The sequence below is a fragment of the Vitiosangium sp. GDMCC 1.1324 genome (assembly GCF_003044305.1).
In the GTDB taxonomy this organism is placed as follows: domain Bacteria; phylum Myxococcota; class Myxococcia; order Myxococcales; family Myxococcaceae; genus Archangium.
On sequence record NZ_PZOX01000001.1, the window covers coordinates 363,153 to 379,188 of the forward strand.

Here is a 16,036-nt window from a genome sequence, read left to right on the forward strand (position 1 = left end):
CGCAGAGGATGAGCGAGGCTCAGGGGCCCCGGACGCAACTCATGCGCCTGGAACAGACGCTTCATGCCGAGCTGGGGACGTTGAGCGCGGGTGTGGAGCCGCTGCTGGCCGAGGTGCGCGCGGGTGTCGCGGCGCTCTTCCCGGAGGCAGGGGGGACGCGCCTGGCGCCCAAGGAGCACGAGGCCCGGCACGAGGCCCTCCTGCGGTCGCTGGACGAGCTGGAAGACGTGTTGGAGGCACTCCAACTGGCCGCGCGCTCTGGCCGCCCCGGGGCAAGCGCGGCCCGCAGGGGGGGTTGAGCCGTGGCGTCGCTGCTGCTGAATGAGGTGTTGGCGCAGGCGCCCGCCGCTGGGGATCCGGTGAAGGCGCTCAACTCGGGCGTGCAGACGCTCAACACCGGGGCACAGTCGGTCAACTCGAGCGCGACGACGCTCGGGAAGATCTGGAACATGGTGAGCCCGTACCTGATCTGGCTGCTGGTGCTGGGCGCCGTGGCCTTCGTCGTGTACGCGGTGGTGAAGTGGCTCGTGCCGTGGTGGCGCAAGCGCCGCTCCGCGGCTCCGGTCTCGAGCGGCCCTCCGCCCATGTCCTCCAACCGGCTGCTGCAGGTGCGCCGGGCCTTCCTCGCCGGGCTTCCCTGGGCCAACCGCGCCGCCGTGGTGGACCTGCCCACCGTGGTGGTGCTCGGGCCCGCCGGCAGTGGCAAGACACAGCTCATTGGCCTGGATGTGGACTGGCAGCGCCAGGCCCGCCAGTTCCTTCCCAGCTACACCGCGGACTCGTTGCTGCAGGTGTATCTGGGGCCCGACTGCATGGTGCAGGAGGTGTCGGCCCCACTGCTGGAGGATGAGACACTCCAGGCCCGCAGCGCCCTGCGCCGCATGTGGCAGAAGTGCTTCAGCCACCGGCAGAAGGGCCTGGCCGTCATCGTCCTGGACGTGCGCTGGCTCGCGGACACCCCGCCCGACGAGCAGCGGCGCATGGCCCAGCTGCTGCGCGGCAAGCTCAACCTCATGTCCGAGGCCTGCCGGGGCCCGGTGGAGACCCGCCTGTGCCTGACGCACATGGACGGGCTGGAGGGCTTCGAGGACTTCGCCCGGCTGCTGAAGAAGCACGGCGTGGCGCTCTCCTTCGACATCCCCAAGCAGGGCGAGGAGGGCAAGCTGGCCTCGCTGCTGGAAGGGCAGGAGCAGTACCTGGCCCTGGGCCTCACCTCGCTGCCGGTGGATGACTTCGAGCGCCTGGAGCACTTCTACTCGCAGGGGGGCCGCTCGTTCACGGCGCTCGGCCGTTTCGTCTCCGCGCTGCTGGAGGGCGATACCCTCTCCTACAAGCCCCGGCTCACCCGGCTCTTCTTCTCCTCGCCCACGCCCGAGGCGCGCGCCAGCGGCACGCTCTCCGTGGAGGCCGAGGAGAACTCCACCCAGTCGCTGCGCGAGCTCTACCTGCGCACCCACCTGCGGCGCGCTGTGCTGATCGCCGTGGTGGGCTGCCTGCCGGTCGTGGTCGCGTATGCCCGCTTCTACTCGTTGCTGGGCGATGCACAGGCGCAGTTGCAGCGCTTCGAGGACACGGTCGCGGAACTGAAGGAGCAGGGGTTGGCGGGGAGGGGAGAGGTCGTCGAGCAGCAGGTGAACGAGGCGGCGGACGCGCTCCTCCGCCTCAACCGGGCCGAGCGCTGGTGGCCGCCCTTGAGCTCCAGCTTCCCCGACGAGATGCTGGATCTGCGGCAGCGCCTGGCCCGGGGCATCCGCGAGAGCCACCTCCGGCCCGCCCTCGAGTACTGCCACAAGCTGCCCCACGACTGCCGCCCCGAGGAGGTGGTCTACCTGCTGGCCACCCTCCACGCCTCGAATGGGGACGGTCTGGGCACGTTCGTGAGCTCCAGCGTTCAGCCCCAGCACACGCGCCGTTTGCGCGATGTCGTCGAGACGGGGAACACGGCCACCGCCACTGTCGAGAAGAGCCGCACGTGGATCTCCGCGCTCGAGCTGCGTGAGTCGCTGGTGGCCACCTACGTCCTCGCCAGCGACACGCCCTGGGAGCGCACTCCGCCCTGCCGCCGCGGGGCCGTGCAGGTGTCCAACAACAACGCGGACGAGGACTGGTCCTGCTGGCCCTATGTGGAGCGATTGACCTTCGAGAGCCAGCTCAAGCCCTGGGTGGAGCACTTCCTCTTCCTGCGGCAGACCCTGGAGGCCGGGCCCAAGGGGCTGGCCCAGCTCGATCAACGCAGGCAGGAGCGTGAGCGGCTGCAGGCGCAGTTGGCCGACCTCGACGTCTACGCCTCGCTTCCCATGGTGCTCAACCTGATCGACGCCTCCGCGGTGCAGGTCAACACGCGCCACTTCCAGGGCATCGAGACCACCGTCGAGGTGCTCGAGTGGTTGAAGACGAACCGGGACACGCTCGCAGCCGTGCTGCGCATGGAGGAGGATGCGTACGCGGGGTATCTGGCCGTGGAGAAGATGACGCCCTCCGAGCTGCTCACCCGCGATGGTCTCTGGCTGACGGGCAACAACAAGGGCCCCTACCGCATCGAGCTGCTGCAGCAGTCCTTCGAATTCCGCCCGCCTCAACTGTCGCGCGATCTGCTGCAGGCCCTGCTCGACTCCTATGAGAAGAGCGGCAGGCTGACCGTCGGTCCCCAGGTTTCCCCTCGTGAGGGGCAGATGGTGCTGAGCCGGACGCCCTTCGAGGCCGACCTCAAGCCCCTGGTGGACGACTTCACCCAGCGGCTGAAGAACGCCCAACTGCCGCTGGAGGAGGCCGCCAAGCGCGAAGCGTACATCCAGAAGCGCGTGGCCGTGTTCTCCCAGGGCTACCGCGAGGGCCTCTTCCACTCCGTGCGCAGCTACCGCTTCACCGCGCCGCGCCGGCTGCTGCTCGATGAGCTGGCCCGGCTCACCCAGCCCTCCTCGGAGCAGGTGGATATGCTGCGCGACGTGTCCACCCGGGCCAACCTCGAGCCGTTGGATGGGCCCTACTATGAGCCACTGCGCAACGCCGTGGCGCCCTTCAGGCCCATCGTCCAGCTCATGACGGCGGACAAGAATGGTTTCTACTCCGCGCTCGCCCCGTACCAGGCGATCGTGGCGCAGATGCATGACGAGCTGGACGCCGTGTCCAAGACCGGTCAGGACAAGGCGGGCAAGGATAAGGCGGGTGCCAAGGACAAGGCAGCGGCCCCTCCGGCCAAGGACAAGGCGGCGGCCTCGGACGAGGGCGACCCGGCGCAGTCGGAAGCCGGCACCGTCGAGCTCGCGGACATGATGACGCCGTTGGAGAAGGTGGCCCTGTCCATGCTGCTCGAGGAGGAGGGCTCCTACCTGCGCAAGGCCCAGGAGTGGTTGGACCAGCAGGGCATCACCGGCGAGCTGCGGCAGCCCTTCCTCGAGCCCTTCCTCCAGGTGCAGCGCCTGGGCAAGCAGGAGCTGGAGAGCACCCTGTCGCGGCAGTGGCAGGAGGCATCCGGGCGCATGCTGCGGCCCATGATGGAGCGCTACCCCTTCAACCCCGAATCGAAGGAGGACGTGGATCCGGGCGAGCTGGAGGTGCTGCGCCGCAAGGACGGAGCCTTCTGGCTCTTCGTGAACCAGATGTTCTCCCGCGTGTGCGTGGAGCGGGGCACGCAGTGGTCGCTGCGCGGCCCGCTGCGCGACAAGCTGACGCTGCCGGATGAGATGCTGCTGTCCCTCAGCCGGCTGGCGCGCCTGGCGAAGTTGCTCTGGGACGACGAGGGCCGGCCCCGGCCGCTGATGCTCAAGGTGCAGCCCCAGCCCCTGCCCGCGCCGCCGATGACGGGTGTCTTCGTCACCATGTCCTCCCTCAAGTGTGGGAAGACGGCCGCGTATGGCTTCAACCAGAGCCCCACCTGGCAGGAGTTCCCCCTGAACTGGTGGGATCAGCAGGTGTCGTCCATCGTGCTGGAGCTGCGCTCGCCCGCACGCGACGTCCCCCAGTACCTGTCGTTGCCGTGGAACCGCTCGGCCTGGAGCTGCTTCCGCCTCTTCGAGGAGGCCACCCTCACCACGGATCAGCGCCGGCAGTGGAGCCTCGCCCTGCAGGGCAACAACGTGAGCAAGCGCGGGGTGGACATCAGCTTCGGCCTCAAGGGAGATCCCTGGGTTCCGTTCCGGGAGGTGCCGCGATGAGCGCACGCATGTTTCGGCTGACGGCCCTGGCGGCGCTGCTGCTCAGCGCCTGTGGGCCGAGTCAGATCAGTCTCAGCATCAAGTCGCCGCCCGGCACCAACATGGGCCGGCCGATGTACATGCTCGTCCGCCAGGTGGACCCCAAGCAGTACGCCAACGAGGCCTACTCCGAGGTGGCCGCCAAGGTGGGCGCGCCGGACAACACCGTGCTGCAGACGGCCGTCATCTACCCGGGCACCATCCAGCGCTTCCAGGTGAAGGCGCCCAAGGACGGCGCGGTGGCCGTCTCCTTCCTCTTCACCGCCCCGGACGGCAACTGGCAACTGCTGCTCAGCCCTCCCATGTCGAGCGCGGTGGACGTCGAGCTGACCGTGAGCCGCATCCTGAGCGACTCGATCCCGCCGGCCCTGCCCTCGGACGGACAGGGCGCGCCCGCGGCGGCACCGGAAGCACCCAAGGCGCCGGAGCTCCCCAAGGGGATGCCGAAGCTGCCTGGCGCCTGAGTCACGCGGCCAGCGAGCGCACCTGGGCGTCCAGCCCGTCCATCGCCCTTCCCACCGAGGTGCGCGCCTGCTCCACCGGTTGGGCGAAGAGGGTGGGCTCCTGGATGGACTGCTCGAGCTTGTCCAGGGGCGCGAGCAACTGCTCCCGGGTCGCATCCACCCGGCCGGACATCGCCTCGAGCTGCTTCGCCGCCGCGTCCATCAGCCCCTCGGCCTGCGTCGAGAAGGCCGCGAGCACCTGCTCCACCCGCTGGGTGAGCTCGGACTCGATGCGTTCCCGGGCCTTCTGGGTCTCCTCGAGGGCCTTGTTCACCGAGGTGCGGGTCGTGTCGAGCCCGGACTTCATCTGATTCTGGGAGGAGCCCACCTGGGTCTCGGCCGCCTCGCCCATCGCCTTCACCTGATTGGTCGCGGCCTTCGTTCCATCGGTGAGGCTCTGCTGGAGCGCCTCGAGTTTCTGCTTCACCTCGGTCTTGAGCTGCTCCACGCGCGTGGACACCTGGTCCACCATTGCCTCCACCTGCTTCACCACCTGGTCTCGCGCGGTTGCGATCTGCTGCGCCACCTGAGCCACGAGCTGCTCCACCTGCACGACGGCCTGGTCGATGCTGCTCTGCACCGACGTCAGCAGGGTCTGGATCTGCTGCACGAGCTGCTGTTGCAGGGTCTGCACCTGCTGCACGGCCTGCGTCTGGAGCTGCTCCACCTGGGTGATGAGTTGATCCTGCAGCGACGTGAGCTGCTGCCCCACCTGGCTGCTGATGCTCCCGAGCTGGGTGGAGATCTGCGACACCACCTTGCCGATGGCCTGCATGGCCGGGTCCACCAGAGGCTTGGGCAGGTCCGAGGCGGGAACGGCCTCCAATAGCTGCACCGCCTTGGCCAGCAGGGACTCCAGCGTGCCGACCAGGGTCTTGTAGAGCGTCTGGAGCTGCTCGAGCTTCTCGGGCAACAGCGCGAAGAGCGCCTGGAGCTGCTTCTCGAGGCTCGCCAGGGTGTCCATCAACGTGTCGAGCACCGAAAAGGCGGCGTCGATCGTCTGGCGCACCGGGACCTGGATGGACTCGAAGGTGGCGAGCGCCGTCTTCATCAGCGTGTCGATGGCCTCGCCCCCCTGGGTGATGAGCGAGTCGATCTGCTTCTGGATCTGCTCGATGAGCTCCTCGACGACCTCGATGCCGCTGGCCAGCTGCTGCACCTGTCCGCCCAGGGTCTTCTCGAGCGCATCGAGCGTGTGGTTGAGCTGGTCGCGTCCGGTCTCGAGGGTGCTGCCGACGGTCTTCTCCAGCACCTGGAGGAGCTGATCGGCCGCCTCGGTGGCCCCCTTCACCTGGGCGCGGATCGGCGCCAGTCCCGTGCGCAGCTGGCCGATGAGCCGCTGGGCCTCGGCCTTCGATGTCTCGCTCGTCGAGCGCACCTCGTCGTGGACGCGTTGGAGGGCCTCGGTGGGCGTGACGAGCAGGGCGTCGATCGCCTTGCCCAGCTGCTCGGTCTCGGCTCCCACCGTCTTGCGGACCTGCGCCACCGGAGCGAGCACCAGACTCGTCACCTCCTCGAGCTTCGAGGTTGCTCCCTTCAGATCCTGTCCGGTGCTCGTACGGACCCGCTCGAGCTCCTCCTTGAGCTGTTTCTCGCGCTCCTCGTCCTCCGCGAGCGCTTTCTCCAACTCCTGATCGGCCTGGGCGCGCAGCTTCTGGAAGTCCTCCTCGAGCTGTTTCATGCGAGCTTCCAGCTCGGGCCCCTTCATCTCCTGTTCGGCCTGGGCGCGCAGCTTCTGGTACTCGCCCTCGAGCTGCTTGACGCGCGCGTCATGCTTCGCCTTCAGGACCTCCTTGCGCTTCTTCATCGCGGAGGCCAGATCGGCGGAGAGTGTCTCGGAGCGCGTCGCCACGTCCTGCTCGAGCGAATCGAGCTGCGTCACGAAGGACTGCTCCTTGTCCTTCACCTTGCCTTCCAGGGCCTCGCAACGCGAGGAGACCGCGGGCCCGAGCTCCTTCACGGTGCTCCGGACCCGGCCCGCGGAGGACTCGAGCTTCTGGCGGAGGGTGAGCACCTCGTCCGCGGCCTCGTCGAATCGGGTCCACAGCGCCTTCACTCAGGGCTCCAGCTCCGCCAGTGCGGCGTCCAGTGCATCAATCTTCTTCGAGAGCTCTCCCCCGAACGCCTCCACCTCGGGACGCAGGGTCGCGAGGGCCGCCTCGAGCTTGCCCGCCAGCGCATCGATCTCGCTACGGATCGGCTTCAGGCGGGCCACCACGCCCGTACTGAACGAGTCCAGTTCTCCGCGTAGCTCCGTGACCTTGCCGCGCAGTTCCTTCATGGGTCCGCTCCATCCCCCGATGGGTTCCTACCGAAGCTTCTCGAGTGCCGCCTTGGCTGCCTCCGCCGCCCCGGAGAGCTTGCTCACTCCCTGGGACAACCGCGAGGAGGCTCCCTGGAGCCCGCTCTTGGCCTCCGCCACCTTGGCGCCCACCTCCGCCCGAGCCCCGCTGAGCGCCGCCTTGGTCTCGGCCTGAGCGCTCTTCATCTTCGCACGCACGGCGCCCATCGCGCCCTGGTAGGCGGCCGAGGTCTCCCCGATGGCGCTCCCCACGGCGGAGGAGAGGTCTCCCTTGGCGGCCTCTACCTGTGGGGTGACATCATAAGTCGGCGTGGGAGGCCCACCACTCGGCGACTCCTTCACCTGGATGAAGAGGTGGCCCTCTCCCATGCGGACGATCTGGGTGTCACCCGAGTTGGTGCGGTGCATGCGCCACATGGGATTCTCGTCCTGGAAGTCGTGCGTGAAGGCCGTCTGGCTCGTCTTGTTCCAGCCCAGGAGAAGCTGATCGCCCTGTCCGTCCTGGGGTGTGCGAACGCCCTCCTTCCAGTCGAGGAAGCGGATGAGCTCGGCACGCTCGAAGTGGAGCGCCACCATCACCCGGGTGTTCTTGTACGGAGGGAAGAAGAACTGGCCCGGGAAGAGGGTGGGCTCGGCGGGCACGCTCACCGTCTGGTTCCACAGCGGCACCGTCATCCGGAAGTAGGAGAGGGAGGTCTTCTCGTCCTCGATGATGAGGTAGCGCCTGTCCTGGGGCTCTCCACCCGGGCTGTGCACCAGTCCTTCGACGTGGATGGGGTAGCGCGGGACGCGGTAGGGGGGCAGGGTGACCAGCGGCTCCGAGGAGGACTCCAGCCGCGCCGACAGGAGCACCTGGTAGTTGGCCTCTTTCGACTGCTGCTCATCGTGCTGGCCCTCGCGCTCGGCGTGGGCCTCCAGCTCCAGCTCGAGCACCCGCTGGTCCTCGCCGAGCCCCGTCAACGCGGAGGGCCAGAGCGGGCCCTCCAGGCGCAACAGCGCGCCGGGGAAGACGTCCACCGAGGGGAACCGCTTGAAGGACACCAGGAGTTGCCGCTGGCGCACCTGGAGACGGGTCTTCTCCAGCTTCTGCCGCTGCTCGGCCTGGGCGGTGATGGGGGTGCGCAGCAGCACGTCGTGGGACACGCCCGTGACGGCCTGGTCCTGCGCGAGCGCCGTGGTGGTGGGCCCGTTGGCCAGGGCGTTGAGCACGCGGGTGCCGTGGCGGATGGGCTGCGGCAGCTGCACCTGCACGTGCTGCACCCTCTGGCGGCTCAGCGGGGCCGCCTGGCCCGAGGAGGGCTTGCTGTCGGTCAGCAGATACTGGTTCTGCTGGCTGTCGTAGCTGAAGACGCCGTTGCGCGTGTGCACGTACCAGAGGACGAAGTCGTAGAAGCTCACCCCGGGGACGTCCGCGCCCAGCGCCAGGCACAGCATCTCCTGCTTCTGCCGGAGCACGGCCCAGTCGTAGGAGAGCTGGAGGCTGGCCTTGTGCGCGTCGAGCACCTCCTGCATCGAGATGTTGGTGTGCAGCTCGACGGGGCGGTGCTGGCGCCAGAGCACCTGGGCGGCGTCGGCGAATTCGAGGGTGTAGCGGCGGAAGACGCGATCGGCGCTCTTGGTGGCGCCATGGGTTTCGGCCACGAGCCGGCGGCTGCGCACGAGCCCCTGGAGGACGAGGGGCGCGGGAGGCGGATCGAGCTCGGGGTCCACCGCGGCCACGGACAGCCGCACCTGGACGAGGTCCGGCTTCTGGAGGGCGGTGAAGAGCGGGGCGTCCTTCTTCTCCAGCGAGCTCCAGAAGGTGACCGAGGCGGTGAAGCCATGGTTGGCCATGCGGGCGGACAGGTGCTTGAGCTGCCCGCCGGGGATGGAGAAGGACTTCCCCCCCACGGTGAGCGTCAGCTCGAACCGGAGCTCCTCCTGGAATGCCGTCCTCACCGGATGGGGCCTCCTCTCGTGCCGGGCGCCCGGGGCATCATCTCACATCCCCACGCAGTCCGCTGCGCATGGAAACCGGCGCCCGCGCCTCACCCGCGCAGCGGAAGGGTGAACTCGAGTTGCACGTGCGTACCCGCCAACTCGGGCCGCAAGGCCGCTCGCACGTGCACGCTCCGCTCACCGTTCCCGGTGGGCACCACCCGTCCCTGGAGCTGACAGCTCTTCCCCGGGCCCATGGGAAGGAATGCCTCGGCGGCTCGCGTGAAGACGGCCGACACCGCGTCCGGACTGGCGCCCACGGGCAGTCGCTCGGTGATTTCCTGCGCCATGCGGACGAGGCGGCCGGTGAGCAGTTGCGCGGCGAGCGGCGTCGCATCCCGGCCTCCGTACGCCGTGGGCGCCGCCGCCAGCAGCACGGAATCCGAGTCCCACCAGCCGCTCACCCCCAATACCCCCCGCGCGGCCAGCCGCTGCTGTTCGTGCAGGGAGAAGCCCACCTCGGTCGCCACCGTCGAGCGTGCATGGGGCCGCCACACCGCCGGCGCCCGCGTCCCGCTCCCCGGTCCCACCACACGGGCGAAGGTGCGCGTGTCCCGGAAGCTGGCCGCCAGCAGGGCCGCCACCGCGAACGCGGGGCTGGTAAAGCACTCGCGGCGCACCTCTCCGTGCTGCTCGGCCATCATCACCACCGGATTGAGGGCGGCGCACAGCCAGCGCGAGGACTCATCGGTGCGCAGCCGCTGCCACGCTTCCGGCGGCCGGGCCTCCTTCTCCCCCTGAGCGGGCGGTTGTCCCTCCCCGACACGGGCCGGGGGAACCGCCACCACCATGGGCACCCAGGCCTGCTCGCCCAGTGCCGCGAGCCGGTACAGGGTGTCCATGTCGGCGCTCGCGTCGAGGACGAAGCAGGCATCGGGGCGTTGCAGCGCGGGCACATCGAGGCATTGCTCGAGGGCCTCCACGAGCTGGTCCGGCCCGACGTCGAGCACCTCGATGTCCATGCCGGACGCGCTGGGGCAGTGCGTCCACAACCAGTGCAGTCCCCGCCAGGCGGACTCCAGCCGGGCCACGAGAGGATGTTGGAGGAGGTCGCGCGCGGTGGTGAAGAGGAGCTCCTCGATGACGCCGAGCACAGCGGAGCGAGCCTCCTGCGCCGAGCGCCGGCCGCGGAGGGCCTCGGCCACGGCGGAGGACAGGCGTCCCGGGCCCATGACGGATTGGAGGCGGGCGACCTCCTGCGGATCGAGGGCCCTCGCATGGGCGAGCGCGTCGAGGGCGGAGCGCAGGGTGCGGAGATCCGGAATGGAGTTGAGGACCTCGGAGAGCTGGAAGGCGTGCAGCCCGTCGAAGGAGACTTCATAGGAGCTCGCGTCGCCGGAACCGAGCCGATCCTCGACGGTGAGGCGCAGCCCGCTCGCGGCGCGGCCGAGTTGCTCGGCGAAGGACTCCGCGGTGAGGAGCCAGCGGTGGCCCGAGGGCGAGGGGTGGAACGCGCCGGCGACGAGCCAGCGCACTCGCGCACCGGGTGAATGGGTTGCGTCCATGGGGCTCCCGTCAGACTTCGAGAGGGGAGCCTACCTGATCAGCGGTTGTCGAGGGCGATCCGCAGTTGATCGGCGAGCGCGTACTTGATGGTCTCGGCCTTCTGGCCATCCGCGGCCATCTGCCTCGCGACCTTCAGCCACTCCGTGCGCTCGCGCGAGGAGGGGGGCCGCGCGCCTTCGAGCACCCTGCGGTATGCCTCGTCGATGAGCCGGTTGAGCGTGGGGTCATCGGTCTTGTCCAGACCCTGGGACTTGATGCGCACCTTGTCGATCAGGCCGTACTTGATGGTCTCGGCGCTCTGGCTATCGGCGACCATCTTCCGGGCCTCCTGCATCATCTCGTTGCGCTCGGCGGCGGAGGGAGGGTGTTTGCCTTCATAGACGCGCTGGAAGGCTTCGTTGATGAGCCGGTTGAGCGTGGCGTCATCCGTCTTGTCCAGACCTTCGGACTTGATGCGCACCTTGTCGATCAGGCCGTACTTGATGAACTCGGCGTTCTTGCCGTCCGCGACCATCTTCCGAGCTTCCTGCATCATCTCGTTGCGCTCGGAGGCGGAGGGCGGGTGCTTGCCCGCGTAGATGCGCTGGAAGGCCTCGTTGATGAGCCGGTTGAGTGTGGCGTCGTCGGTCTTGTCCAGACCCTGGGACTTGACGCGCACCTTGTCGATCAGACCGTACTTGATGGTCTCGGCGCTCTGGCCATCGGCGACCATCTTCCGGGCCTCCTGCATCATCTCGTTGCGCTCGGCGGCGGAGGGCGGATGCTTGCCTTCATAGATGCGCTGGAAGGCCTCGTTGATGAGCCGGTTGAGCGTGGCGTCATCCGTCTTGTCCAGACCTTCGGACTTGATGCGCACCTTGTCGATCAGGCCGTACTTGATGAACTCGCCGTTCTTGCCGTCGGCGATCATCTTCCGGGCCGCGTCCATCATCTCGTTGCGCTCGGAGGCGGAGGGCGGATGTTTGCCTTTGTAGACGCGCTGGAAGGCTTCATCGATGAGCCGGTTGAGCGTGGCGTCATTGGGCTTGTCCAGGCCCTCCGTTTTGAGGCGGATCTTGTCGCGGAGCGCATAACGGATGTCTTCGGCGTTCCTTCCCTGGGCGCGCAGCTCTCGGGCGACGTTCATCAGTTCGGTCCGCTGCTGGCCGGTGGGGAACTGCTTGCCCTGGTACATGTCGCGGTAGGCCTCGTCGATGCACCGGGCGAGGCGCTCGTCCGTCACCGGATTCATCGAGGGAGGCAACAGCTCCCCCGCGGCCAGGTTCTTTGGGCTGGCCGGCTGCACGAAGTTCGTCATGAGCACACGGGGCGTTTGGACGGCCACCATGCCCACTTGCTGGGCAGCGGTGGTCCGGCTGACGTCCGCGGGCTGTGCGGTCCTGGCAAGCTGAGTGGGGAGGGTCGGCTTCGGGCGCTCGCTAATTTTCACGGAATCTCCGTCGGGGGCCGTGCTTCGAGAACCTGGAATCTGACTTCTCGATTATCGACACCACCCGCTCGGAGTTGCGTTGAGACCGCACTTGCAAGCCAGAGTAAAATTCTTTACTCCGACAGTCAGAGCATGACCGTGTTGGCTTCCTGGCCGAGCAGCACGCTGCCGACGAGCTCCAGGATGGGCTGAGCCACCATGGCGTGCTGCGTCGCCACGTGGATATCACGTAGGCAGCGCTGCAACGGGCTGGACCGGTAGACGGCCGCGCCTCCCGCGACTTCGTACATCCGGTCCACCACGCGCGCGGCGCTCCGCGTGGCGTGGGTATAGGCCAGCCGCAGCTCCGCGCGGTGGCGCAGCGTCACCTCGCGGCGCGTGGCGGCCTCGTAGGTGGTGTTCACGGTCTCCAGCAGGAAGGCACGGGCGGCCCGGAGGGTGGCCTCGGCCTCGGCTACGGCCTCCTGCACCGCGGGCCGCGTGGCGATCGCATGACGGCCCAGCGGCATGATCTTCTTGTGCTGCGCCAGCGCCGTCAGCTCGTCGATGGCGCGGCGGGCGATGCCGAGCGCCACCGCCGGGAGGCCCACCCCCAGCAGCCCGAAGGCTGGGAAGGCGTAGAGCGGCCGGTCGACGCGCGGCCCGGCGAGGAGCGACAAGGCGCGCTCGGCGGGGACGAAGACGTCTCGCACTTCCATGTCTCCGCTGCCCGTGCCGCACAGGCCCGTGGCGTGCCAGGTGTCGTGGAGTGTCACGTCCTCGCGGGGGAAGAAGAGGATGCGTGTTTCGGGAATGCCCTCGCGCACCATGCGGGGGGCTCCGTCCTTCGTCACCACCACGCCTCCCGTCAGCCAGTGGCAGTTCTGGCTTCCACTGGCCCACGACCAGCGCCCCGTGACGCGGTAGCCGCCCTCGACGAGCTCGGCTCGCCCCTGGGGCGCGGCCACTCCTCCGGTGATGACGTCCGGAGCGCCGTAGATGGTGCGAGCCGTGGACTCGGGCAGCCACGCCGCACACATGGCGGTGACGGAGCCGATCATCACGCACCAGCCCGCCGAGCCGTCCGCTTTCGAGATCTCCTCGATGGCCTCGATGATCTGGAGGGGGTGGAGCTCCAGGCCGCCATAGGCCTCGGGTATCACCATGTGGAAGAGACCAGCCGCGGCCAGCTCGCGGGCGAGATCCGCCGGGAGGTGCCGGGCGGATTCGATCTCCTCGGAGCGGCTGGCCACCCTGGGGGCGAGTTGTCGGACGGCGGCGAGCACCGGGTGCTCACCCGGGCTCTTCACGGCAACAGCGGGAGAGGTCGTCATGCGCGGAGCGTATGGGGAGTGGAACTGGACTTGCCAGTACGTCCGGACTCCTGGCGAGGGGCTGGCTGCCTCCTCTCTGAGAGAGCGATGCGCGCCCCTCCCGGCCATCACGAGCTTCCCCAGCCGTGTCCACCCTTGGATGCAAGGGACAAGGTCGCCCAGGGAGGTGCGCATGGTTCGCAGTTTCGCCATCACCACGTCCACCCCAGTGCTCCGGTTGGATGGGTCGGGCAAGGGGGAGGTCACCTTCACCGTCACCAACGCGCTGGGCCGGCCAGTGAGGGCTCGGGCGCTGCTCGAGCCCGAGGGCAATGCCCGTGGCGAGTGGTTGACGCTCGTGGGCGAGCCCGAGCGCGACTTCGCTCCCGATGGCACGCACCAGTACACCGTGCGGGTGGACATTCCTCCCGGCACGCCCGAGGGCACCTACGCGTTCCGTCTGTCCTCGGTGAGCGTGGAGAACCCCGACGAGGACTTCGCCGTCGGGCCCTCGGTGGGGTTCCAGGTGTCACGTCCCGTGGTGCCGGTACGCCCGAAGCAGTTCCCGTGGTGGGTGGTCGCCCTGGCCTCGGGCCTCTTCCTCATCGTCCTGGTCTCCTTCCTCGTGGCCCGGGCCCATCGCGAGGGGGGCACCGGGGGCTCGGGGAGCGCCGATACCCATGTGTTCCTGCGCTTCGATGGGACGGGGGTCTTCGTCGATCTGGGCAACCCGCGCTCCCTGAACATCGAGGGACCCGTCACCCTCGAGGCGTGGATCCGTCCCCAGGCCCTGGACAGTCTGCGCGACGTCGTGGCCCACGGTTATTCCATCGACCCCGCGCGCGAGGTCGTCCTGCGCATCTCGGACGGGACGTACCAGGCGGGCTCCTGGGATGGGCTGGAACATTTCGCGGGGGCTCCCGCTCCTGGCTCGGACGTGGGGCAGTGGGTCCACCTGGCCGGGGTCTTCGATGGCACCCAATGGCTGCTCTATCGCAACGGGGAATTGTTGGCCTCCAGCGGACCCCAGGCGCCCGATTCTGTCCGCGCCTCCGCTGCTCCCTGGGCCATCGGCGCCAAGGGGGGTGGAATCGAGCGCGCCTTCCTGGGTGACATCCGGGACGTGCGCGTCTGGAACGTCGCTCGCAGCCAGGAGGAGATCCGTACGGACATGACGCGAGCCCCGAAGAAGGATGCTCCGGGACTCATGGGTTACTGGCCGATCGACGAAGGGCAGGGGAACATCGTCCGGGATGTCTCGACCCAGCAGAACCATGGGGTCATCCGTGGCGCGGAGTGGGGCGGGCCGGCGAAGAAGAGGTAGGGCGCCCACGGGACAACGGGCATCCGGACGGAGTGAGAGGCCTCACTTCGCCGGCATGAAGCCGCCGTGGAAGGTGATGGGGAAGGAGTGCTCGAACCACGCCCGGGCCAGCGGGTCCGCTCCCGGGTTGCGCGCGTCCAGGACCGCCACGTGCGTCAGGCCGCTCGGCACGTCGTACACCTGCGTCAGCACGTAGCCGTCGTCCTCCTGCGTGGCTCCCGCTCGCGGCACGAACACCGGCTCCGCGGGGTACTGCTCCCCGTAGGGCCCGAAGAGCTCCTCGCGCCCCGTCGTCATGTCCACCTTCGCCACCGCGTCGAACGGGCCGCGCAGCGCCGCCGCCTTCGAGTGCACCCCCACGTAGAGGTAGCGGTACTCCCGCGTTTGGTCCCGAGGCGCCACACGGGGGAACTCGCAGGACAGCGCCGAGCGCTCCTCGGTGCGGAAGGTGCGCGCCTTCAGGTCCACCGTCGCCCGGTGCAGCCGGCCCTGCGCGTCCGCCGAGGGCACTCCGTGTGTCAGCTCGCCCAGCCACGTGTGGGTGCTGCTGAAGTCCGGTTGGCGCACGTAGTCCACCACGAGGCTCCCGTCCTCCCGCTCGTACGCATTGGCGAAGTGCCACGTGTAGAGCGGCTCCGTCTCGATGCGCACCGGGTTCGCCAGGTCGTCGATGGGGATGACCAGCACCTCCGTCCCCAGCTCCGGCCTCCACTCCAGGTTCTCCGAATACGTCCCCAGCTTCAGCAGCATCCGGAAGACGTTCAGCCGCAGCGGCGTCACGAAGAAGATCAGGTGCCGCTCGGTGGCGATGAAGTCGTGGATCATCGTCGGCCGGGGCAGGGGCACCTGGCCCAGGTGGCGCGCGGCTCCTCCGTCCGGCAGCTCGTACAGCTCCAGCAGGGTCTCGCGGCCGTACTGCATGCCGAAGTTGTACGTCGCCTTGCGCGCCGGCACCCGGTGCGGATGCGCGGAGAAGTTGCTCACGATGACGTCCAGGTCCGTCTCGCCCAGGACGCGCAGATCCTCCGGAGAGAGCTCGGTGGGCTGGGTGGCCTCGAACAGCGCGAAGAGCCGCCCGTTCCACGCCATCACCGACGTGTTCGCCGAGTTCTTCTTCTTGCCGCGCATCATCAGCTTCCGCCACAGCGGGACCGACGTGCCGTAGTTGCTGTAGATGAGCTTGCCGGCATTGCGCTCGGCCTGGATGGTCGGCGTGTTGATCAGCCTCGCCGCCCCCTGCGCGCCGCTCCCTTCGAAGCGCACCGCGAGCAGGCCTCCGTCCCCGTCGAACCAGTGCCCGTAACGTTGAGCCCCCACCCCGAAGGCCACCGGGCCCACCCGCAGCAGCGTGCCCCGCAGATCCTCCGGCAGTCGTCCCTCCACCCGGAGCGGCTGGAAGCCATGGTCCTGCGTGAAGTCGCGGAAGACCCCGCGCCAGCCGGGCTGCTCGGGAGCGCCAGGCCTCTTCGCCGCCATCGTGCTCGTCATCGCGTGTGTGCTCCGATTCGGG

At 68.7% G+C, this 16,036-nt stretch carries 11 protein-coding genes; 4 read left to right on the forward strand and 7 right to left on the reverse strand.

What is annotated here, in order from left to right:
- The first annotated feature begins 41 nt into the window (after positions 1–41).
- From DAT35_RS01340 to DAT35_RS01350, 3 genes are all read left to right on the forward strand, one after another.
- Positions 42–299, forward strand: coding sequence for a hypothetical protein (locus DAT35_RS01340; RefSeq protein ID WP_233261242.1), 258 nt, complete (start codon positions 42–44; stop codon positions 297–299).
- A gap of 150 nt (positions 300–449) precedes the next feature.
- The gene (locus DAT35_RS01345) at positions 450–4,154 is read left to right on the forward strand and encodes a hypothetical protein (RefSeq protein WP_369945069.1); all 3,705 of its coding nucleotides are present in this window, start codon (positions 450–452) and stop codon (positions 4,152–4,154) included.
- On the forward strand, positions 4,151–4,657 hold the full coding sequence (locus tag DAT35_RS01350) for a hypothetical protein (protein WP_233261244.1): 507 nt from the start codon (positions 4,151–4,153) through the stop codon (positions 4,655–4,657). Before DAT35_RS01345 ends, DAT35_RS01350 begins: the two co-directional genes overlap by 4 nt.
- A 1-nt stretch (position 4,658) precedes the next feature.
- Here DAT35_RS01350 and DAT35_RS01355 read toward each other — a convergent pair whose 3' ends face one another.
- The 6 genes from DAT35_RS01355 to DAT35_RS01380 all read right to left on the reverse strand — a co-directional run bounded on the left by DAT35_RS01355 (position 4,659) and on the right by DAT35_RS01380 (position 13,223).
- Entirely contained in the window at positions 4,659–6,752 is a 2,094-nt protein-coding gene (locus tag DAT35_RS01355) for a hypothetical protein (RefSeq protein WP_108065039.1), read from the reverse strand.
- Positions 6,753–6,977, reverse strand: coding sequence for a hypothetical protein (locus DAT35_RS01360; protein WP_108065040.1), 225 nt, complete (start codon positions 6,975–6,977; stop codon positions 6,753–6,755). It abuts the gene before it with no gap.
- Positions 6,978–7,004: 27 nt separating this feature from the next.
- Entirely contained in the window at positions 7,005–8,936 is a 1,932-nt protein-coding gene (locus tag DAT35_RS01365; protein ID WP_108065041.1) for a hypothetical protein, read from the reverse strand.
- An 89-nt stretch (positions 8,937–9,025) separates the two neighbouring features.
- Complete coding sequence (locus DAT35_RS01370; protein ID WP_108065042.1) at positions 9,026–10,480, reverse strand: type VI secretion system contractile sheath domain-containing protein; 1,455 nt, start codon at positions 10,478–10,480, stop codon at positions 9,026–9,028.
- Between the two features lie 38 nt (positions 10,481–10,518).
- Complete coding sequence (locus DAT35_RS01375; RefSeq protein WP_108065043.1) at positions 10,519–11,808, reverse strand: hypothetical protein; 1,290 nt, start codon at positions 11,806–11,808, stop codon at positions 10,519–10,521.
- Between the two features lie 227 nt (positions 11,809–12,035).
- Entirely contained in the window at positions 12,036–13,223 is a 1,188-nt protein-coding gene (locus DAT35_RS01380; RefSeq protein ID WP_108065044.1) for an acyl-CoA dehydrogenase family protein, read from the reverse strand.
- 172 nt (positions 13,224–13,395) lie between these two features.
- On the opposite strand from DAT35_RS01380, the gene DAT35_RS01385 reads away from it, so the two are divergent.
- Positions 13,396–14,526 carry a LamG domain-containing protein gene (locus DAT35_RS01385; RefSeq protein WP_158501505.1) on the forward strand — a complete coding sequence of 377 codons (1,131 nt, stop codon included), beginning with the start codon at positions 13,396–13,398 and terminating at the stop codon, positions 14,524–14,526.
- Positions 14,527–14,568: 42 nt separating this feature from the next.
- On the opposite strand, the gene DAT35_RS01390 is transcribed toward DAT35_RS01385, so the two are convergent.
- Entirely contained in the window at positions 14,569–16,014 is a 1,446-nt protein-coding gene (locus DAT35_RS01390; protein WP_108065046.1) for a carotenoid oxygenase family protein, read from the reverse strand.
- Positions 16,015–16,036 lie beyond the last annotated feature (22 nt).